Raw genomic sequence first — 20575 nt, 5'->3', positions numbered from 1 at the left:
TCGCATTGTCAGCGGCACCCGATAGCCTGCACAAACAGGTGAGCGAAGGGAGGGGCGGTGCGCGTACTCGGGGTGGACCCCGGACTGACCCGCTGCGGTGTGGGCGTCGTCGAGGGGGTCGCGGGCCGGCCGCTGACCATGCTGGGCGTCGGAGTCGTCCGTACCCCCGCGGACGCCGAGCTGGGCCACCGCCTGGTCGCCGTCGAGCAGGGCATCGAGCAGTGGCTGGACGAGCACCGGCCCGAATTCGTCGCCGTGGAGCGCGTGTTCAGCCAGCACAACGTCCGGACCGTCATGGGCACCGCCCAGGCCAGCGCCGTCGCCATGCTCTGCGCCGCCCGCCGCGGCATCCCCGTCGCCCTGCACACGCCCAGCGAGGTCAAGGCCGCCGTCACCGGCTCGGGTCGCGCCGACAAGGCACAGGTCGGCGCCATGGTCACCCGGCTCCTGCGGCTCAGCGCCCCGCCCAAGCCGGCCGACGCCGCCGACGCCCTGGCCCTCGCCATCTGCCACATCTGGCGCGCCCCCGCGCAGAACAGGCTCCAGCAGGCCGTCGCCCTGCACACCGCCACCGCATCGAAAGGCCGTACGGCATGATCGCCTTCGTCAGCGGCACCGTCGCCGCCCTCGCCCCGGACACCGCGGTCGTCGAGGTCGGCGGCGTCGGCATGGCCGTCCAGTGCACCCCGAACACGCTCTCCACGCTGCGCGTCGGGCAGCCCGCCAAGCTGCACACGTCCCTCGTGGTGCGCGAGGACTCCCTGACGCTCTACGGCTTCGCCGACGACGACGAGCGGGGGACCTTCGAGCTGCTGCAGACCGCGAGCGGCGTCGGCCCCCGCCTCGCCCAGGCCATGCTCGCCGTGCACACGCCCGACGCGCTGCGCCGGGCCGTGGCCACCGCCGACGAGAAGGCCCTCACCGCCGTCCCCGGCATCGGCAAGAAGGGCGCCCAGAAGCTCCTCCTGGAGCTCAAGGACCGCCTCGGCGAACCGATCGGCGCGCCCGCCGTCGGCGCCCCCGTCACCCAGGGCTGGCGCGACCAACTGCACGCCGCCCTGATCGGCCTCGGCTACGCGACCCGCGAGGCCGACGAGGCCGTGAGCGCCGTCGCCCCGCAGGCCGAGGCCGCCGAGGGCGCCCCGGAGGTCGGCCGCCTGCTCAAGGCGGCGCTGCAGACGCTGAACAGAGCGCGCTGACCGCCCCACCCGACGACACCGGCGTACGGCAGACCCGCGTACGCCCTCCACCGCGACCCGCGAGGCACACGCAATGAACTGGGACGACGACACCACCGGCACCCCCGCCCCCGAGCGGCTGGTGGGCTCGGTCGCCGACCGCGAGGACCAGGCCGTCGAGGCCGCGCTGCGCCCGAAGGACCTGGACGAGTTCATCGGCCAGGAGAAGGTCCGCGAACAGCTCGACCTGGTGCTGCGCGCCGCCCGCGCGCGCGGCGCCACCGCCGACCACGTGCTGCTCTCCGGTGCCCCCGGCCTCGGCAAGACCACCCTCTCCATGATCATCGCGGCCGAGATGGGCGCCCCCATCCGCATCACCTCCGGCCCCGCCATCCAGCATGCCGGCGACCTCGCCGCGATCCTCTCCTCCCTCCAGGAGGGGGAGGTCCTCTTCCTCGACGAGATCCACCGCATGTCCCGGCCCGCCGAGGAGATGCTGTACATGGCCATGGAGGACTTCCGCGTCGACGTGATCGTCGGCAAGGGTCCCGGCGCCACCGCGATCCCGCTGGAGCTGCCGCCGTTCACCCTGGTCGGCGCCACCACCCGGGCCGGCCTGCTGCCGCCCCCGCTGCGCGACCGCTTCGGCTTCACCGCGCACATGGAGTTCTACGAGCCCGCCGAGCTGGAGCGCGTCATCCACCGCTCGGCCAGCCTGCTCGACGTCGAGATCGGCGCCGACGGCGCCGCCGAGATCGCGGGACGCTCCCGCGGCACGCCCCGGATCGCCAACCGCCTGCTGCGCCGCGTCCGGGACTACGCGCAGGTCAAGGCGGACGGCATCATCACCCAGGACATCGCGGCGGCCGCCCTCGCCGTCTACGAGGTGGACACCCGCGGCCTGGACCGGCTCGACCGCGCCGTGCTGGAGGCGCTGCTGAAGCTCTTCGCCGGGGGACCGGTGGGCCTGTCCACGCTGGCCGTCGCCGTGGGGGAGGAACGTGAGACCGTGGAGGAGGTGGCCGAACCCTTCCTCGTCCGGGAGGGGCTGCTCGCCCGCACACCGCGCGGCCGGGTGGCCACACCCGCGGCATGGTCGCATCTCGGCCTCACCCCGCCCCGCACGTCGCCCGCCGGAAACGGACAAGGGGACCTGTTCGGGGCGTGACGCCCCGGTCACGGCGAGCTTGGTGGCCGGAGCAGGAACCCCGGTGCCATGCTGAGCGTTGTTCCCTGCGCGGAGACTCGCTTAGACTCCGCCGATGCCGCCCTTGTCGGCGGCAGACAATCCCCCAACCATCAGGCCGCTCACCATCGCGGTCGTGTGAAGGAAGTTCCGACCCGTGAGTCTCGTGACCCTCCTCCCGTTCATCGTGCTCATCGGGGCCATGTTCCTGATGACCCGGTCGGCCAAGAAGAAGCAGCAGCAGGCCGCCGACATGCGGAACCAGATGCAGCCCGGATCCGGTGTCCGCACCATCGGTGGCATGTACGGCACCGTCAAGGAGGTCAACGACGACACCGTCCTCCTCGACGCGGGCCCGGGCGTGGAGCTTCTCTTCGCCAAGAACGCCATCGGTGCCGTCCTCTCCGACGACGAGTACAACCGCATCGTCCACGGCATCGAGCACGACCTGAAGTCCGACGTCGTCCCCGACGACGCCTCCTCCCTCACCGACGAGCCCGCTGCCGCCGCCTCCGACGAGAAGTCCGTCGACCTCGGCAAGAAGGACGAGACCGACGAGACCGAGGAGCCGTCCGAGATCGTGGCCGCCGAGGCCAAGACGGAGGACGCGCCGAAGAAGTCCGAGGGCGACGCCGACGCGAAGTAGCCGCGTTCCGGGGCGCGCGGGCGAGGCCTGCGCGCCCTCGGGCGTGCGGAGCTCGCACGGTATCCCGACACCATGTCATGGCTGCCCGCCCGTAGACCGGTGCGAGGCGGCCCGAGAGGGAGTACGAGAAGGTGGCAGCACCTAAGAAGGGCCGTAAGGCGAGCGCCCAGAGCAAGCCAGGGCGCTCGCTGGCCCTCATCCTGATCGCCATCGCGGCGCTCACCGGAGGGATGTTCGCCTCGGGGCACACCACTCCGCGACTCGGCATCGACCTGGCCGGCGGCACGAGCATCACGCTGCGTGCGGAAGCCGAACCCGGCCAGGAATCCGCGATCAACAAGACCAACATGGACACCGCGGTCCAGATCATGGAGCGCCGCGTCAACGGTCTTGGTGTCTCGGAGGCCGAGGTACAGACCCAGGGCGACAAGAACATCATCGTCAACATCCCCAAGGGCACGAACTCCAAGCAGGCCCGGGATCAGGTCGGTACCACCGCCAAGCTCTACTTCCGCCCCGTCCTCCAGCGCGAGGCCTCCGGCGGCGCGGCGCAGCCGGAGCCCAGCGCGTCCCCCAGCGGCTCCCCGAGCGCGTCCCCCAGCGGCTCCTCGAAGGCGACGGACCCGGAGAAGTCCACCGGCTCCGCCACCCCCTCCGCGACGGCCACCACCCAGGGCCGTGCCGTCACCGACGGCCTGAAGGCGGACGACTCGCCCTCCCCGAAGGCCGGCGACGACGGTGACGCCGCCAAGCTCCAGGCCGCGTACACCGCGCTCGACTGCTCCAAGCCCGCCCAGCGCGCCAAGGCCGGCAAGGACGCCAAGCCCGCCGACACCACGGTCGCCTGCGGCAAGGACGGCGACGTCTGGACGAAGTTCCTGCTCGGCCCGGTCGCGGTCGACGGCACCGAGGTCAAGGACGCCAAGGCCTCCTTCGACACCACGCGCGCCGCCGGCTGGCAGGTCGACATGACCTTCACCGGCAGCGGCTCCAAGAAGTTCTCGAACATCACCGGCGAGCTGTCCAAGCAGAGCTCCCCGCAGAACGAGTTCGCGATCGTCCTCGACGACGAGGTGGTCTCCCACCCGTACGTCCAGCAGGCCATCACCGGCGGCAACGCGCAGATCTCCGGCAGCTTCACGCAGGAGGAGGCCAAGAGCCTCGCCAACATGCTGTCCTACGGTGCCCTGCCGCTCACGTTCAGCGAGGACAGCGTCACCACGGTGACCGCCGCCCTCGGTGGCGAGCAGCTCCACGCCGGCCTCATCGCCGGCGCCATCGGCCTCGCGCTCGTCGTGATCTACCTGCTGGTCTACTACCGCGGCCTGTCGGTCATCGCGATCCTCTCGCTGCTGGTCTCCGCGGCCCTGACCTACACGATCATGGCGCTGCTCGGCCCCACCATCGGCTTCGCGCTGAACCTGCCGGCCGTCTGCGGCGCCATCGTCGCCATCGGCATCACGGCGGACTCGTTCATCGTGTACTTCGAACGCGTCCGTGACGAGATCCGGGAAGGCCGCACCCTGCGCCCCGCCGTCGAGCGTGCCTGGCCGCGCGCCCGGCGCACCATCCTGGTCTCCGACTTCGTGTCGTTCCTCGCCGCCGCGGTGCTCTTCATCGTCACCGTCGGCAAGGTGCAGGGCTTCGCGTTCACGCTGGGCCTGACCACCCTGCTCGACGTGGTCGTGGTGTTCCTCTTCACCAAGCCGCTGCTGACGCTCCTGGCCCGCACGAAGTTCTACGGAGGCGGCCACCCGTGGTCCGGCCTCGATCCCAAGCGACTGGGCGCCCGGCCTCCGCTGCGCCGCACCCGCCGCCCCTCCGCCCCCATCGAGACGAAGGAGGCGTGAGATGTCGAAGCTCGGCAACCTCGGCGCCCGACTGCACCGTGGCGAGGTCGGCTACGACTTCGTCCGCAACCGCAAGATCTGGTACGGCATCTCGATCCTGATCACCATCACGGCCATCGTCGGCCTGGCGGTGCGCGGCCTGAACATGGGCATCGAGTTCCAGGGCGGCGCGGTCTTCAACACCCCGAAGACCAGCGTCTCGGTGGCCCAGGCCCAGGAGTACGCGGAAGAGGCCTCCGGCCACGACGCGATCGTCCAGAAGCTCGGCGGCGGCGACAAGGCCACGCTGCGCATCCAGGTCGCGGGCATCGACACCAAGCAGGCCGACAAGGTCTCGGCGGAGCTCGCGGACAAGCTCGGCGTCTCCGAGAACGACGTCACCGGTGAGCTGGTCGGCCCGAGCTGGGGCGAGCAGATCGCCAACAAGGCCTGGCAGGGCCTCGGCATCTTCCTGTTCCTGGTCGTGATCTACCTGGCGATCGCGTTCGAGTGGCGGATGGCCGTCGCCGCGTTCGTCGCCCTGATCCACGACATCACCATCACCGTCGGCATCTACGCCCTCGTCGGCTTCGAGGTCACGCCCGGCACGGTGATCGGTCTGCTGACCATCCTCGGTTACTCGCTCTACGACACGGTCGTCGTCTTCGACAGCCTCAAGGAGCAGACGAAGGACATCACCAAGCAGACCCGCTGGACGTACAGCGAGATCGCCAACCGGTCGATCAACGGCACCCTGGTCCGCTCCATCAACACCACGGTGGTCGCGCTGCTGCCGGTGGCGGGCCTGCTGTTCATCGGCGGCGGCTTCCTCGGCGCCGGCATGCTCAACGACATCTCCCTGTCGCTGTTCGTCGGCCTCGCGGCCGGCGCGTACTCGTCGATCTTCATCGCCACGCCGCTCGTCGCCGACCTCAAGGAGCGCGAGCCGCAGATGAAGGCCCTCAAGAAGCGGGTGCTCGCCAAGCGCGCCCAGACCGCCGCCCAGGGCCCGGCCACGGACGTCGAGACCGACGACGAGGTGTACGACGACGGACCGGAGGACGCCGCCGCGGCGGTCGTCGGCCCGCGCAACCAGCCCGCGTCCCGCAACCGCGGCCGCAACCGCCCCTCGGGGAAGCGCCGATGACCGACATCAGCGAGCTGCTGCTGAGCCGTATCCGGGACGTGGCGGACTACCCGGAGCCGGGCGTGATGTTCAAGGACATCACCCCGCTCCTGGCGGACCCGGCGGCCTTCACGGCCCTCACCGACGCGCTCGCCGAGGTGGCCACCCGGACCGGGGCCACCAAGGTCGTCGGTCTGGAGGCCCGCGGCTTCATCCTCGGAGCGCCGGTCGCCGTCCGGGCCGGCGTCGGCTTCGTCCCCGTGCGCAAGGCCGGCAAGCTCCCTGGGGCGACGCTCAGCCAGGCGTACGACCTGGAGTACGGCTCGGCCGAGATCGAGATCCACGCCGAGGACCTGAGCGCGAGCGACCGCGTCCTCGTCGTCGACGACGTCCTGGCGACCGGCGGCACCGCCGAGGCCTCGATCCAGCTGATCCGCCGGGCCGGCGCCGAGGTGTCCGGCCTCGCCGTCCTGATGGAGCTGGGCTTTCTCCCCGGCCGGTCCCGTGTGGAGCCGGCGCTGGCGGGAGCCCCGCTGACCTCGCTCCTCACGGTCTGACCCCCGCGCGGCCCCCGATGCCCCGTGTCCGCCCCGGCGGGCCCGGGGCATCGCCGTGCGACGACCGAGGTCATGAGCAGGGCCTGTGACCGGCGTCCCGGAATCCACCGGAGACCTCTCGCGTTTCCGGGGTAGACGGCCCTCACATCGGCCTGAAGGCGATCCTGCGGCGCAGGCTCGCTACCATGGGGTCTCCGGAGCCTGACCGGGGGACCCGGATCGCGCACGAGGAGTCCTCTTGCCAGACGAGGCCCAGCACCTGACCGCCGCCAAGCCCGAGTCCGCCTCGGCCGCGGCGGCGAAGCCCGCGCCGAGCGCACCGCACGCCAAGAACGACTCGCGCGGGACGGTCGAGCACGCCCAGTCCGCCCCGGTCGACAAGCCGGCCGAGCAGGCGCGCCCCAAGCCGGCCCCGCCCGAGCGCTCCACCCCGCCGGTCCGCCCGAACACCGGCCAGCCCGCGCGCTCCGGCTCCTCCAACCGCGTCCGGGCCCGCCTCGCCCGCCTCGGCGTCCAGCGCTCCAACCCGTACAACCCGGTCCTGGAGCCCCTGCTGCGCATAGTCCGCGGCAACGACCCAAAGATCGAGACCTCCACCCTCCGCCAGATCGAGAAGGCGTACCAGGTCGCCGAGCGCTGGCATCGCGGCCAGAAGCGCAAGAGCGGCGACCCGTACATCACGCACCCGCTGGCGGTCACCACCATCCTCGCCGAGCTCGGCATGGACCCGGCCACCCTCATGGCGGGCCTGCTGCACGACACCGTCGAGGACACCGAGTACGGCCTGGACCAGCTGCGCCGTGACTTCGGCGACTCCGTCGCCCTCCTCGTCGACGGCGTCACCAAGCTGGACAAGGTCAAGTTCGGCGAGGCCGCGCAGGCCGAGACCGTCCGCAAGATGGTCGTCGCCATGGCCAAGGACCCGCGCGTCCTGGTCATCAAGCTCGCCGACCGCCTGCACAACATGCGCACCATGCGCTACCTCAAGCGCGAGAAGCAGGAGAAGAAGGCGCGCGAGACCCTCGAGATCTACGCGCCGCTCGCCCACCGCCTGGGCATGAACACCATCAAGTGGGAGCTGGAGGACCTCGCCTTCGCGATCCTCTACCCCAAGATGTACGACGAGATCGTACGGCTGGTGGCCGAGCGTGCCCCGAAGCGCGACGAGTACCTGGCCATAGTGACCGACGAGGTGCAGCAGGACCTGCGCGCCGCCCGCATCAAGGCGACCGTCACCGGCCGCCCGAAGCACTACTACAGCGTCTACCAGAAGATGATCGTCCGCGGCCGTGACTTCGCGGAGATCTACGACCTGGTGGGCATCCGTGTCCTCGTCGACACGGTCCGCGACTGCTACGCCGCCCTCGGCACCGTGCACGCGCGATGGAACCCGGTCCCCGGCCGGTTCAAGGACTACATCGCGATGCCCAAGTTCAACATGTACCAGTCGCTGCACACGACGGTCATCGGCCCCAACGGCAAGCCGGTCGAACTCCAGATCCGCACGTTCGACATGCACCGCCGCGCCGAGTACGGCATCGCCGCGCACTGGAAGTACAAGCAGGAGGCCGTCGCCGGCGCCTCCAAGATCCGTACCGACGCCCCGAAGACGTCCGGCAAGGGCAAGGACGACCACCTCAACGACATGGCGTGGCTGCGCCAGCTGCTGGACTGGCAGAAGGAGACCGAGGACCCGGGCGAGTTCCTGGAGTCCCTGCGCTTCGACCTGTCCCGCAACGAGGTCTTCGTCTTCACGCCGAAGGGCGACGTCATAGCGCTGCCGGCCGGGGCCACCCCCGTCGACTTCGCGTACGCCGTCCACACCGAGGTGGGCCACCGCACCATAGGGGCACGGGTCAACGGCAGGCTCGTACCGCTCGAGTCCACCCTGGACAACGGCGACCTGGTCGAGGTCTTCACCTCCAAGGCGGCCGGCGCGGGCCCCTCCCGCGACTGGCTCGGCTTCGTGAAGTCGCCGCGCGCCCGGAACAAGATCCGGGCCTGGTTCTCCAAGGAGCGCCGCGACGAGGCGATCGAGCAGGGCAAGGACGCCATCGTGCGGGCCATGCGCAAGCAGAACCTGCCGATCCAGCGCATCCTCACCGGCGACTCGCTCGTCACGCTCGCGCACGAGATGCGCTACGCGGACATCTCCGCGCTGTACGCGGCGATCGGCGAGGGCCATGTCTCGGCGCAGAACATCGTGCAGAAGCTGGTCCAGGCGCTCGGCGGCGAGGAGGCGGCCACCGAGGAGATCGACGAGTCGGTCCCGCCGACCCGCAGCCGTCGCAAGCGCCGCTCCAGCGCCGACCCGGGCGTCATCGTCAAGGGCGTCGAGGACGTGTGGGTCAAGCTGGCCCGCTGCTGCACACCGGTGCCCGGCGACCCGATCATCGGCTTCGTGACCCGTGGCAGCGGGGTGTCGGTGCACCGCAGCGACTGCGTGAACGTCGACTCGCTGTCCCGGGAGCCCGAGCGCATCCTCGACGTCGAGTGGGCGCCGACGCAGTCCTCGGTCTTCCTGGTCGCCATCCAGGTCGAGGCGCTGGACCGCTCCCGGCTGCTGTCGGACGTCACCCGCGTCCTGTCGGACCAGCACGTCAACATCCTGTCGGCGGCCGTCCAGACCTCCCGCGACCGCGTCGCCACCTCCCGCTTCACCTTCGAGATGGGCGACCCGAAGCACCTGGGCCACGTCCTGAAGGCCGTCAGGGGAGTGGAGGGCGTCTACGACGTCTACCGCGTGACGTCGGCGCGCAACCGGTCGTAGCAGCCGGCGGAAGACACGAGAGGGGCTCCCGTACATCGCGTACGGGAGCCCCTCTCGTGTCGGTCCGGGCGGCTGATCAGCCGCCGAACTCCTGCAGACCCTTCAGGGCCGTGTCCAGCAGCGCCTGACGGCCCTCCAGCTCACGCTCCAGCTTGTCGGCCTTCGCGTTGTTGCCCTGGGCGCGGGCCTGCTCGATCTGGCCCTTCAGCTTGTCCACGGCGGCCTGGAGCTGACCGGTCAGCCCCTCGGCGCGCACGCGCGCCTCCGGGTTGGTCCGGCGCCACTCGGCCTCCTCGGCCTCCTGGATGGCCCGCTCCACGGCGTGCATCCGGCCCTCGACCTTCGGGCGGGCGTCGCGCGGCACATGGCCGATGGCCTCCCAGCGCTCGTTGATCGAGCGGAAGGCGGCGCGCGTGCCCTTCAGGTCGCCGATGGGGAGCAGCTTCTCGGCCTCCTCGGCCAGCTCCTCCTTCAGCTTGAGGTTCTCCGCCTGCTCGGCGTCGCGCTCGGCGAACACCGAGCTGCGGGCGGCGAAGAAGACGTCCTGGGCGCCGCGGAAGCGGTTCCACAGGTCGTCCTCGTGCTCCCGCTGGGCCCGTCCGGCGGCCTTCCACTCGGCCATCAGGTCGCGGTAGCGCGCGGCTGTCGGACCCCAGTCCGTCGAACCGGACAGCGACTCCGCCTCGGCGACCAGCCGCTCCTTGATCCGGCGGGCCTCCTCGCGCTGCGCGTCCAGCTGCGCGAAGTGCGCCTTGCGCCGCTTGGAGAAGGCCGACCGGGCGTGCGAGAAGCGGTGCCACAGCTCGTCGTCCGACTTGCGGTCCAGGCGCGGCAGGCTCTTCCATGTGTCGACCAGGGCCCGCAGCCGCTCACCGGCGGCCCGCCACTGGTCGGACTGCGCCAGCTCCTCCGCCTCGACGACCAGCGCCTCCTTGCGGTGGCGCGCCTCGTCGGACTGCTTCGCCCGCTGCTGCTTGCGCTCCTCGCGGCGCTTGTCGACCAGCTCCACGAGCTTGTCGAGCCGCACCCGCAGGGCGTCCAGGTCGCCCACCGCGTGGTGCGCGTCGACCTGCTCGCGGATGTGGTCGATCGCCGCCTGGGCGTCCTTCGCCGACAGGTCGGTGGTCTTCACTCGCTTCTCGAGGAGGCCGATCTCGACAACCAGGCCCTCGTACTTGCGCTCGAAATAGGCCAGCGCCTCTTCAGGAGAGCCTGCCTGCCAGGAACCGACGACCTGCTCGCCGTCGGCCGTACGCACGTACACGGTCCCCGTCTCGTCGACGCGGCCCCACGGGTCGCTGCTCACAGCGCCTCCTCCACATGATGCCTGCGAGGGGCTGGTGTCCCCCCGGGCATCGTCCACAGTTTCGTCACGGCCAACATAGGCGACCGGCGGGTTGCCTGTCCGCATCCCGCGCGACCGAAATTACGCAGTTGGGGCTCAGGATTTCGTGACCGTCGCCTTGTCGATCACGACCGTCGCGTTCGGTGCGCCGTCCCCGGCCCCGGTGCTCTCACCGGCCTTCGCGATCTTCTCCAGCACCTTCATGCCCGATTCGGAAACGGTACCGAACGGTGTGTAGCTGGGCGGAAGCTGACTGTCCTGGTAGACGAGGAAGAACTGGCTGCCGCCGGTGTGCTTCTGGCCGGTGTTGGCCATCGCCACGGTGCCCGCGGGATACACGTTGTCCTTGAGGCTCTTGTCCTTCAGATTCTCGTCCGGAATCGTGTAGCCGGGGCCGCCGGTGCCGGTGCCCGTCGGGTCGCCGCACTGCAGCACGTAGATGCCGTTGGTGGTGAGCCGGTGGCACTTGGAGTGGTCGAAGTAGCCCTTGCCGGCGAGGAAGTCGAACGAGTTGACGGTGTGCGGCGCGGCCGACGCCTTCAGATCGATGTCTATGTCACCGCACGTCGTCGCCAGCTTCATCGTGTACTTCGCCGACTTGTCGACGGTGAGCTCCGGCTCCTTCTTCCAGGTCGCCGTCTTCACCTTGCCCCCGGCGGGCTTCTCGCACGGGTCCGGCGCCTTGCTCGGCGCGCTCTCGGTCGGGGTGACCTCCGCGCCCGCGTTCTGCTTGGTGTCGTCGTCGCCCTTGAGGACACCCGTCGTGTACAGCGCGACGCTGCCGATGACGACCACCGCGAGCACCGACGCGATCACCGAGTTGCGCATGCGCGCCTTGCGACGGGCGTCCGTGCGCCGCTGCTGCTGCCGCAAGAACTTCTCCCGGGCGAGCTGACGCCGCCGCTGTTCCTGGCTGACCACCGGGTTCTCTCCTCATGCGTCGTATGTGTCGACCGGTACACATGTGCTCAGTGAGTCGACCGTCTGCGTGTGACCCGTACCGTATATGGGTTCGCTGAGTGTTCGGCAGCGCCGGTAGGCTCTGACCACAGGCGGAGTCCGCCGACAAACCACTCGTGTCGACACAAACGAAGGACGAACGTGCTCATTGCCGGGTTCCCCGCCGGGGCCTGGGGGACGAACTGTTATCTCGTCGCCCCCGCCCCCGGTGAGGAGTGCGTGATCATCGACCCGGGCCACGAAGCGGCCCCCGGAGTCGAGGAAGCACTGAAGAAGCATCGGCTCAAGCCCGTCGCCGTCGTCCTCACCCACGGCCACCTCGACCATGTGGCCTCGGTCGTCCCGGTGTGCGGTGCGCACGACGTACCGGCCTGGATCCACCCCGAGGACCGGTACATGATGAGCGACCCCGAGAAGGCGCTCGGCCGGTCCATCGGCGCGCAGCTGATGGGCGAGCTGACCGTCGGGGAACCGGACGACGTCAAGGAGCTGACCGACGGTGCCACGCTGGAGCTGGCGGGGATGGAGCTCACCGTCGCCCACGCGCCGGGCCATACCAAGGGGTCGGTGACCTTCGGCCTGCCCGAGGCGGCGGACATCCCGCCGATCCTCTTCTCGGGCGACCTGCTGTTCGCCGGCTCCATCGGACGCACCGACCTGCCCGGCGGTGACATGGCCGAGATCCTCGACTCGCTGGCCCGCGTGTGCCTGCCGCTCGACGACTCGACCGTGGTCCTGTCCGGCCACGGCCCCCAGACGACCATCGGCCAGGAGCGCGCCACCAACCCGTATCTGCGGCAGGTGGCCGCCGGCCCGGGAGCGGACGCCGAGCGCGCTCCCCGACGAGGAATGTGACGAGACCTTCCGTGAGCACCTTCAAGGCCCCCAAGGGCACGTACGACCTGCTGCCGCCCGACTCCGCGAAGTTCCTCGCCGTGCGCGAGGCGATCGCCACGCCCCTGCGCAACTCCGGCTACGGCTACATCGAGACGCCCGGCTTCGAGAGCGTCGAGCTGTTCGCGCGCGGTGTCGGCGAGTCCACCGACATCGTGACCAAGGAGATGTACGCCTTCGAGACCAAGGGCGGCGACCGGCTCGCCCTGCGCCCCGAGGGCACGGCCTCCGTGCTGCGCGCCGCCCTGGAGGCCAACCTGCACAAGGCGGGCAACCTCCCGGTCAAGCTCTGGTACTCCGGCTCCTACTACCGCTACGAGCGCCCCCAGAAGGGCCGCTACCGCCACTTCTCCCAGGTGGGCGCCGAGGCGATCGGCGCCGAGGACCCCGCGCTGGACGCCGAGCTGATCATCCTGGCCGACCAGGCGTACCGGTCCCTGGGCCTGCGGAACTTCCGCATCCTGCTGAACTCCCTGGGCGACAAGGAGTGCCGCCCGGTGTACCGCGCCGCGCTCCAGGACTTCCTGCGCGGCCTGGACCTCGACGAGGACACCCTCGCGCGCGCCGAGATCAACCCGCTGCGCGTGCTCGACGACAAGCGCGAGTCGGTCCAGAAGCAGCTCGGCGACGCCCCGCTGCTGCGCGACTACCTGTGCGACGCCTGCAAGGCGTACCACGAGGAGGTCCGCGAGCTGATCACGGCCGCGGGCGTCGTCTTCGAGGACGACCCCAAGCTGGTGCGCGGCCTGGACTACTACACCCGCACCACCTTCGAGTTCGTGCACGACGGTCTGGGCTCCCAGTCCGCGGTGGGCGGCGGCGGCCGCTACGACGGCCTGTCCGAGATGATCGGCGGCCCCGCGCTGCCGTCCGTCGGCTGGGCCCTCGGCGTCGACCGCACGGTCCTCGCCCTGGAGGCGGAGGGTGTCGAGCTCGAACTGCCCTCCACGACCAGCGTGTTCGCGGTGCCGCTCGGCGAGGAGGCCCGCCGGGTGCTGTTCACCAAGGTCACCGAGCTGCGCAAGCTCGGCATCGCGGCGGACTTCTCCTACGGCGGCAAGGGCCTCAAGGGCGCCATGAAGAACGCCAACCGCAGCGGCGCCCGCTACACGATCGTCGCCGGTGAGCGCGACCTCGCCGAGGGCGTCGTCCAGCTCAAGGACATGGAGTCCGGCGAGCAGATCGCCGTCGGCGTCAACGAGATCGTCGCCGAACTGGAATCCCGTCTGGGCTGATTCCACGGGCCGTCGCGGAAGAGGGGGACCGGCCCGGTCCCCCTCTTCCGCGCTGTTCCGGGGGTGTCCGGAACCGAACGCATGGCTCCGTTCCCCCGTACTTCCTTATGCGCAGCGAACGGTGGGGACGCGTACGTGTGCGGCACAATGTGCCCTGTCCGGGGAAACTCCAAGTCTCAAGTGACGGAATCGGCGTGATGAGCAAGACGACAGTCAAAGACGTCTCCACCGAGCCCGAGTCGGAGCCCGCACCGTCCGCCGCGCGGTCGGTCGGCGGCAGCCGGGCCCTCGCCCTGCTGCTGGTGATCACCGGCGCCGCGGGCCTGCTCGCCGCCTGGGTCATCACGATCGACAAGTTCAAGCTGCTCGAGGCCAAGGTCGAGGGGAAGACGTTCACCCCCGGATGCAGCCTGAACCCGGTCGTCTCCTGCGGCAGCGTCATGGAGTCCAAGCAGGCCGCGGTCTTCGGCTTCCCCAACCCCATGCTCGGCCTCGTCGCCTACGGCATCGTGATCTGCGTCGGCATGAGCCTGCTCGGCCGCGCCCGCTTCCCGCGCTGGTACTGGCTGACCTTCAACGCCGGCACGTTGTTCGGCGTCGTCTTCTGCGCCTGGCTGATGTTCCAGTCGCTGTACCGGATCAACGCGCTGTGCCTGTGGTGCAGCCTCGCGTGGGTCGCCACGATCGTCATGTTCTGGTACGTGACCTCGTTCAACGTGCGCAACGGCCTGCTCCCCGCGCCGAACTGGCTGAAGAGTTTCTTCGGCGAGTTCACCTGGGTCATGCCCGTCCTGCACATCGGGATCATCGGCATGCTGATCCTGACCCGCTGGTGGGACTTCTGGACGAGCTGACAGCCCTGAAGGGATTGTCAGTGCGGTGATTTAGGGTTTCCTCGTGGAGCCCGATCTGTTCACCGCCGCAGCCGAAGAACGCCAGGAGAAGGACCCGACGAGCAGTCCCCTGGCGGTCCGCATGCGCCCGCGCACCCTCGACGAGGTCGTGGGCCAGCAGCACCTGCTCAAGCCGGGCTCCCCCCTGCGCAGACTCGTCGGCGAGGGCGCCGGGGGCCCGGCCGGGCCCTCCTCGGTGATCCTCTGGGGCCCGCCTGGCACCGGCAAGACCACCCTCGCCTACGTCGTCTCCAAGGCCACCAACAAGCGCTTCGTCGAGCTGTCCGCCATCACCGCCGGGGTGAAGGAGGTCCGCGCGGTCATCGACGGCGCCCGCCGCGCCACCGGAGGCTACGGCCAGGAGACCGTCCTCTTCCTCGACGAGATCCACCGCTTCAGCAAGGCTCAGCAGGACTCCCTCCTGCCCGCCGTGGAGAACCGCTGGGTGACTCTGATCGCGGCCACCACCGAGAACCCCTACTTCTCGGTCATCTCCCCCCTGCTCTCCCGCTCCCTGCTGCTCACGCTCGAACCCCTCACCGACGACGACATCCGCGGCCTGCTCCGCCGCGCGCTCGGCGACGAGCGCGGCCTGAAGGACGCCGTCGCCCTCCCCGAGGACACCGAGGACCACCTGCTGCGCATCGCCGGCGGCGACGCCCGCCGCGCCCTGACCGCGCTGGAGGCCGCGGCCGGGGCCGCCCTCGACCAGGGCGAGAGCGAGATCAGCCTCCAGACCCTGGAGCAGACCGTCGACCGGGCCGCCGTGAAGTACGACCGCGACGGCGACCAGCACTACGACGTGGCCAGCGCCCTGATCAAGTCGATCCGAGGCTCCGACGTGGACGCCGCCCTGCACTACCTGGCCCGGATGATCGAGGCCGGCGAGGACCCCCGTTTCATCGCCCGGCGCCTGATGATCTCCGCCAGCGAGGACATCGGGCTCGCCGACCCCAACGCCCTGCCGATCGCCGTGGCCGCCGCCCAGGCCGTCGCCATGATCGGCTTCCCGGAGGCCGCCCTCACGCTCAGCCACGCCACCATCGCCCTCGCGCTCGCCCCGAAGTCCAACGCGGCGACGACCGCCATCGGCGCCGCCCTGGACGACGTGCGCAAGGGCCTGGCCGGCGCCGTGCCGCCCCACCTGCGCGACGGGCACTACAAGGGCGCCGCCAAGCTCGGGCACGCCCAGGGGTACGTGTACCCGCACGACCTGGCCGAGGGCATCGCCGAGCAGCAGTACGCGCCCGACGCCCTCAAGGACCGCGAGTACTACACCCCGACCCGGCACGGCGCCGAGGCGCGGTACGCGGACGCCGTGGAGTGGACCAGGAAGCACCTCGGTCGCAAGCGGTCCTGAGCACCCTGTAAACTGCCTCGAAGCGCTGTGTCCCGTGCAGTCAGAACGGGACGGTCAGCCGGAACCCCCAGCGGGTTCCAGGAGCGTCGCGCACCGATCGAATGGTGTCGCGGGCAGCCCACCACCCTCCGTCGCAGACGGGACCGGTCGGTGGGCCACTCGCGTGCTGCACGTTGTGCCCAGACCAGGGAGCGGCTGCCCACCCCGTCCGCGAGGGCGAGGAGGGTTTCCCCGGCTGCGGATGCGACCTCCCACAACCCTGACGAGCCGAACACCAGAAATGAGAGATCGTGGCGAACCAGTCCCGCCCCAAGGTCAAGAAGTCGCGTGCCCTCGGCATCGCGCTGACCCCGAAGGCCGTCAAGTACTTCGAGGCCCGTCCCTACCCGCCGGGTGAGCACGGCCGCGGCCGCAAGCAGAACTCGGACTACAAGGTCCGTCTGCTGGAGAAGCAGCGTCTGCGCGCGCAGTACGACGTGTCCGAGCGCCAGCTCGTCCGCGCCTACGAGCGTGCCTCCAAGGTTCAGGGCAAGACCGGTGAGGCCCTGATCATCGAGCTCGAGCGCCGTCTCGACGCCCTGGTCCTGCGTTCGGGCATCGCCCGCACGATCTACCAGGCCCGTCAGATGGTCGTCCACGGCCACATCGAGGTCAACGGCCAGAAGGTCGACAAGCCCTCCTTCCGCGTCAAGCCCGACGACGTCGTGATGGTCCGTGAGCGCAGCCGCGAGAAGACCCTCTTCTCCATCGCCCGCGAGGGTGGCTTCGCCCCCGAGGGTGAGACCCCGCGCTACCTCCAGGTGAACCTCAAGGCCCTGGCGTTCCGCCTGGACCGCGAGCCGAACCGCAAGGAGATCCCGGTGATCTGCGACGAGCAGCTCGTCGTCGAGTACTACGCCCGCTGATCACTCGGCGGCCGTAGAACCCAGCGCACCGGAGCCCGTCGTCTCCCCACCTTCCCGGTGGGGCGGCGGCGGGCTTTCGCGTCCGCGGCGACGCGGCCGTGCGCGGAGGGTAATCCGGTACGGCGGCACATCACCGGCGCGATAGGCTCGGTGCACGACTTTTTCGATGCAGACCGATGCAGAGGCACGTATCAGGGAGCGGGTGCACACAGTGTCCGGTGGAGAGGTTGCCGGGATTCTGGTGGCGGTCTTCTGGGCGATCCTGGTCTCCTTCCTCGCCGTGGCGCTGGCGAGGCTGGCCCAGACGCTCAAGGCGACCACCAAGCTGGTCGCGGACGTGACCGACCAGGCCGTGCCGCTCCTCGCAGACGCCTCCTCGGCGGTGCGCTCCGCGCAGACCCAGATCGACCGGGTCGACGCGATCGCCTCCGACGTGCAGGAGGTCACGTCGAACGCCTCCGCGCTGTCGACCACCGTCGCCTCCACCTTCGGCGGCCCCCTCGTCAAGGTCGCGGCCTTCGGCTACGGCGTGCGCCGGGCCCTCGGCCGCAAGGACGGCGAGCCCGCCCCCAAGGCCCCCAGGCGCACCGTGATCGTCGGCCGTACCGTGCCGACCGCGCGGCGCGAGAAGCGAAACCGCGGGAAGAGGGACTGAGACCCAGCATGTTCCGCCGTACGTTCTGGTTCGGCACGGGCGTCGCCGCCGGTGTCTGGGCCACCACCAAGGTCAACCGGAAGCTGAAGCAGCTGACCCCCGAGAGCCTCGCCGCGACCGCGGCGAACAAGGCGCTCGAGGCCGGTCACCGCATCAAGGACCGTGCCGTGGGCTTCGCCCTCGACGTCCGGGACAACATGGCCCAGCGGGAGGCCGAGCTCCAGGAGGCCCTGGGCATCGACGAGCGCCCCGAACTCCCCGCATCCCGGCGGTACACCGCCATCGAGAACCACAAGCAGCCGAAGTCGTACGTCATCGACAGCACGACGTACACGAACAACCGGAATGAGGACCACTGATGGAGTCGGCCGAGATTCGCCGCCGCTGGCTGAGCTTCTTCGAGGAGCGCGGGCACACCGTCGTCCCTTCGGCGTCGCTCATCGCGGACGACCCGACTCTGCTCCTCGTCCCGGCCGGCATGGTGCCCTTCAAGCCCTACTTCCTGGGTGAGGTCAAGCCGCCCTTCTCGCGCGCCACCAGCGTGCAGAAGTGCGTGCGCACGCCCGACATCGAAGAGGTCGGCAAGACCACCCGCCACGGCACGTTCTTCCAGATGTGCGGCAACTTCTCCTTCGGTGACTACTTCAAGGAAGGCGCCATCACCTACGCCTGGGAGCTGCTCACCACGCCCCAGGACAAGGGTGGTTACGGCCTGGATCCGGAGAAGCTCTGGATCACCGTCTACAAGGACGACGACGAGGCCGAGCGCATCTGGCACGAGGTCGTCGGCGTGCCGAAGGAGCGCATCCAGCGCCTCGGCATGAAGGACAACTACTGGTCGATGGGCGTCCCCGGACCCTGCGGCCCCTGCTCCGAGATCAACTACGACCGTGGCCCCGAGTTCGGCGTCGAGGGCGGCCCCGCCGTCAACGACGAGCGGTACGTGGAGATCTGGAACCTCGTCTTCATGCAGTACGAGCGCGGCGAGGGCATCGGCAAGGACAACTTCGAGATCCTCGGCGAGCTGCCGAGCAAGAACATCGACACCGGCCTCGGCCTGGAGCGCCTCGCCATGATTCTGCAGGGCGTGCAGAACATGTACGAGATCGACACCTCCATGGCCGTCATCAAGAAGGCCACCGAGCTGACCGGCGTGGCCTACGGCGACGCCCACGACTCGGACGTCTCCCTGCGCGTGGTCACCGACCACATGCGCACCTCCGTCATGCTCATCGGCGACGGCGTCACCCCCGGCAACGAGGGCCGCGGCTACGTGCTGCGCCGCATCATGCGCCGCGCCATCCGGAACATGCGCCTGCTCGGCGCCACCGGCCCGGTCGTCCTGGACCTCATCGACACCGTCATCGCGATGATGGGCCAGCAGTACCCCGAGCTGGTCACCGACCGCGAGCGGATCGAGAAGGTCGCAGTCGCCGAGGAGAACGCCTTCCTCAAGACGCTGAAGGCCGGCACCAACATCCTCGACACCGCCGTCAGCGAGACCAAGGCCTCCGGCGGCAAGGTCCTCGCCGGCGACAAGGCGTTCCTGCTCCACGACACCTGGGGCTTCCCGATCGACCTCACCCTGGAGATGGCCGCCGAGCAGGGCCTCTCCGTGGACGAGGAGGGCTTCCGCCGCCTGATGAAGGAGCAGCGGGAGCGCGCCAAGGCCGACGCCCAGGCCAAGAAGACCGGCCACGCCGGCGCGGGCGCCTACCGCGAGATCGCCGACAGGACCGGTGCGACCGACTTCATCGGCTACACCGACACCGAGGGCGAGTCCACCGTCGTCGGCATCCTCGTCGAGGGCGTCTCCTCGCCGGCCGCCTCCGAGGGCGACGAGGTCGAGATCGTCCTCGACCGCACCCCGTTCTACGCCGAGGGCGGCGGCCAGATCGGCGACACCGGCCGCATCAGGACCGACACCGGTGCCGTCATCGAGATCCGCGACTGCCAGAAGCCCGTCCCGGGCGTCTACGTCCACAAGGGCGTCGTCCAGGTCGGCGAGGTCACCGTCGGTGCCCGCGCCCACGCCGCCATCGACGCCCGCCGCCGTACGGCCATCGCCCGCGCCCACTCGGCCACGCACCTCACCCACCAGGCGCTGCGCGACGCCCTCGGCCCGACGGCCGCCCAGGCCGGTTCCGAGAACCAGCCCGGCCGCTTCCGCTTCGACTTCGGCTCGCCGTCCGCCGTCCCGACGGCCGTGATGACCGACGTCGAGCAGAAGATCAACGAGGTGCTGGCCCGCGACCTCGACGTGCGCGCCGACGTCATGGGCATCGACGAGGCGAAGAAGCAGGGCGCCATCGCCGAGTTCGGCGAGAAGTACGGCGAGCGGGTCCGCGTGGTCACGATCGGCGACTTCTCCAAGGAGCTGTGCGGCGGCACGCACGTCCACAACACCGCCCAGCTCGGCCTGGTCAAGCTGCTCGGCGAGTCGTCCATCGGCTCCGGCGTCCGCCGGATCGAGGCCCTCGTCGGCGTCGACGCCTACAACTTCCTGGCCCGTGAGCACACGGTCGTCGCCCAGCTCCAGGAGCTGATCAAGGGACGTCCCGAGGAGCTCCCGGAGAAGGTCTCCGCCATGCTCGGCAAGCTGAAGGACGCCGAGAAGGAGATCGAGAAGTTCCGCGCCGAGAAGGTGCTCCAGGCCGCCGCCGGGCTCGCCGAGTCCGCCAAGGACATCCGCGGCGTCGCGGTCGTCACCGGCCAGGTCCCCGACGGCACCACCGCCGACGACCTGCGCAAGCTCGTCCTCGACGTCCGCGGCCGCATCCAGGGCGGACGCGCCGCCGTGGTCGCGCTGTTCACCGTGACCAACGGCAAGCCGCTGACGGTCATCGCCACCAACGAGGCCGCCCGCGAGCGCGGCCTCAAGGCCGGTGAGCTCGTCCGTACGGCCGCCAAGACCCTCGGTGGCGGCGGTGGCGGCAAGCCGGACGTGGCCCAGGGCGGCGGTCAGAACCCGGCCGCGATCGGCGAGGCCGTCGACGCGGTCGAGCGCCTCGTGGCGGACACCGCCAAGTGAGCTCC

The 20575-nt window shown here is 70.2% G+C and carries 18 protein-coding genes; 16 read left to right on the top strand and 2 right to left on the bottom strand.

Annotated elements, in window-relative coordinates; translation table 11 throughout:
* Positions 1-57: 57 nt before the first annotated feature.
* The 8 genes from ruvC to relA all read left to right on the top strand — a co-directional run bounded on the left by ruvC (position 58) and on the right by relA (position 9292).
* On the top strand, positions 58-597 hold the full coding sequence (ruvC, locus tag F8R89_RS06545) for a crossover junction endodeoxyribonuclease RuvC (protein ID WP_062674259.1): 540 nt from the start codon (positions 58-60) through the stop codon (positions 595-597).
* Positions 594-1199, top strand: a complete 606-nt coding sequence (gene ruvA, locus F8R89_RS06540; RefSeq protein WP_151783071.1) for a Holliday junction branch migration protein RuvA — start codon at positions 594-596, stop codon at positions 1197-1199. Before ruvC ends, ruvA begins: the two co-directional genes overlap by 4 nt.
* Before the next feature lie 73 nt (positions 1200-1272).
* A complete protein-coding gene (gene ruvB / locus F8R89_RS06535; RefSeq protein WP_151783070.1) occupies positions 1273-2346 on the top strand; it encodes a Holliday junction branch migration DNA helicase RuvB in 1074 nt (357 codons plus the stop codon).
* A 175-nt stretch (positions 2347-2521) separates the two neighbouring features.
* Complete coding sequence (gene yajC / locus F8R89_RS06530) at positions 2522-3010, top strand: preprotein translocase subunit YajC (protein WP_151783069.1); 489 nt, start codon at positions 2522-2524, stop codon at positions 3008-3010.
* A gap of 131 nt (positions 3011-3141) precedes the next feature.
* Entirely contained in the window at positions 3142-4860 is a 1719-nt protein-coding gene (gene secD, locus F8R89_RS06525; protein ID WP_151783068.1) for a protein translocase subunit SecD, read from the top strand.
* 1 nt (position 4861) lies between these two features.
* Positions 4862-5986, top strand: a complete 1125-nt coding sequence (secF, locus tag F8R89_RS06520) for a protein translocase subunit SecF (protein ID WP_151783067.1) — start codon at positions 4862-4864, stop codon at positions 5984-5986.
* Positions 5983-6522, top strand: coding sequence for an adenine phosphoribosyltransferase (locus tag F8R89_RS06515; RefSeq protein ID WP_151783066.1), 540 nt, complete (start codon positions 5983-5985; stop codon positions 6520-6522). The genes secF and F8R89_RS06515 overlap by 4 nt, the downstream gene beginning before the upstream one ends.
* Positions 6523-6760: 238 nt before the next feature.
* On the top strand, positions 6761-9292 hold the full coding sequence (gene relA, locus F8R89_RS06505; protein ID WP_151783064.1) for a GTP pyrophosphokinase: 2532 nt from the start codon (positions 6761-6763) through the stop codon (positions 9290-9292).
* A gap of 76 nt (positions 9293-9368) precedes the next feature.
* On the opposite strand, the gene F8R89_RS06500 is transcribed toward relA, so the two are convergent.
* Together F8R89_RS06500 and F8R89_RS06495 are read right to left on the bottom strand one after the other, a co-directional pair.
* On the bottom strand, positions 9369-10598 hold the full coding sequence (locus F8R89_RS06500) for a DUF349 domain-containing protein (RefSeq protein ID WP_151783063.1): 1230 nt from the start codon (positions 10596-10598) through the stop codon (positions 9369-9371).
* A 135-nt stretch (positions 10599-10733) separates the two neighbouring features.
* Positions 10734-11558, bottom strand: coding sequence for a peptidylprolyl isomerase (locus tag F8R89_RS06495; RefSeq protein ID WP_151783062.1), 825 nt, complete (start codon positions 11556-11558; stop codon positions 10734-10736).
* Positions 11559-11738: 180 nt separating this feature from the next.
* Between F8R89_RS06495 and F8R89_RS06490 the strand changes: the two genes are divergently transcribed.
* From F8R89_RS06490 to alaS, 8 genes are all read left to right on the top strand, one after another.
* Positions 11739-12452, top strand: coding sequence for an MBL fold metallo-hydrolase (locus tag F8R89_RS06490; RefSeq protein ID WP_151783061.1), 714 nt, complete (start codon positions 11739-11741; stop codon positions 12450-12452).
* 11 nt (positions 12453-12463) lie between these two features.
* Positions 12464-13726: a histidine--tRNA ligase gene (hisS, locus tag F8R89_RS06485; protein ID WP_151783060.1), complete on the top strand. Its 1263-nt coding sequence runs from the start codon at positions 12464-12466 to the stop codon at positions 13724-13726.
* 197 nt (positions 13727-13923) lie between these two features.
* Positions 13924-14580 (top strand): vitamin K epoxide reductase family protein, encoded by a 657-nt coding sequence (locus tag F8R89_RS06480; RefSeq protein WP_062674283.1) that lies wholly within the window; start codon positions 13924-13926, stop codon positions 14578-14580.
* Between the two features lie 43 nt (positions 14581-14623).
* A complete protein-coding gene (locus F8R89_RS06475; protein WP_151783059.1) occupies positions 14624-15979 on the top strand; it encodes a replication-associated recombination protein A in 1356 nt (451 codons plus the stop codon).
* 290 nt (positions 15980-16269) lie between these two features.
* Positions 16270-16884 carry a 30S ribosomal protein S4 gene (rpsD, locus tag F8R89_RS06470; RefSeq protein ID WP_062674288.1) on the top strand — a complete coding sequence of 205 codons (615 nt, stop codon included), beginning with the start codon at positions 16270-16272 and terminating at the stop codon, positions 16882-16884.
* A 211-nt stretch (positions 16885-17095) separates the two neighbouring features.
* On the top strand, positions 17096-17539 hold the full coding sequence (locus F8R89_RS06465) for a DUF948 domain-containing protein (protein ID WP_192806056.1): 444 nt from the start codon (positions 17096-17098) through the stop codon (positions 17537-17539).
* An 8-nt stretch (positions 17540-17547) separates the two neighbouring features.
* On the top strand, positions 17548-17898 hold the full coding sequence (locus F8R89_RS06460) for a hypothetical protein (protein ID WP_062674292.1): 351 nt from the start codon (positions 17548-17550) through the stop codon (positions 17896-17898).
* Positions 17898-20570, top strand: coding sequence for an alanine--tRNA ligase (gene alaS / locus F8R89_RS06455; RefSeq protein WP_151783057.1), 2673 nt, complete (start codon positions 17898-17900; stop codon positions 20568-20570). The genes F8R89_RS06460 and alaS overlap by 1 nt, the downstream gene beginning before the upstream one ends.
* Positions 20571-20575: the final 5 nt, after the last annotated feature.

This window comes from Streptomyces sp. SS1-1 (assembly GCF_008973465.1).
Taxonomy (GTDB): domain Bacteria; phylum Actinomycetota; class Actinomycetes; order Streptomycetales; family Streptomycetaceae; genus Streptomyces.
Note: the sequence above shows the minus strand (reverse complement) of the source record. Positions and strands in the feature narration are given on the sequence as shown.

Bases quoted from the DNA above. Each gene is read 5' to 3' on its own strand.
- ruvA (WP_151783071.1), top strand. From the start codon at position 594: ATGATCGCCTTCGTCAGCGGCACCGTCGCCGCCCTCGCCCCGGACACC.
- ruvB (WP_151783070.1), top strand. From the start codon at position 1,273: ATGAACTGGGACGACGACACCACCGGCACCCCCGCCCCCGAGCGGCTG.
- secF (WP_151783067.1), top strand. From the start codon at position 4,862: ATGTCGAAGCTCGGCAACCTCGGCGCCCGACTGCACCGTGGCGAGGTC.
- F8R89_RS06515 (WP_151783066.1), top strand. From the start codon at position 5,983: ATGACCGACATCAGCGAGCTGCTGCTGAGCCGTATCCGGGACGTGGCG.
- F8R89_RS06480 (WP_062674283.1), top strand. From the start codon at position 13,924: ATGAGCAAGACGACAGTCAAAGACGTCTCCACCGAGCCCGAGTCGGAG.
- F8R89_RS06460 (WP_062674292.1), top strand. From the start codon at position 17,548: ATGTTCCGCCGTACGTTCTGGTTCGGCACGGGCGTCGCCGCCGGTGTC.
- alaS (WP_151783057.1), top strand. From the start codon at position 17,898: ATGGAGTCGGCCGAGATTCGCCGCCGCTGGCTGAGCTTCTTCGAGGAG.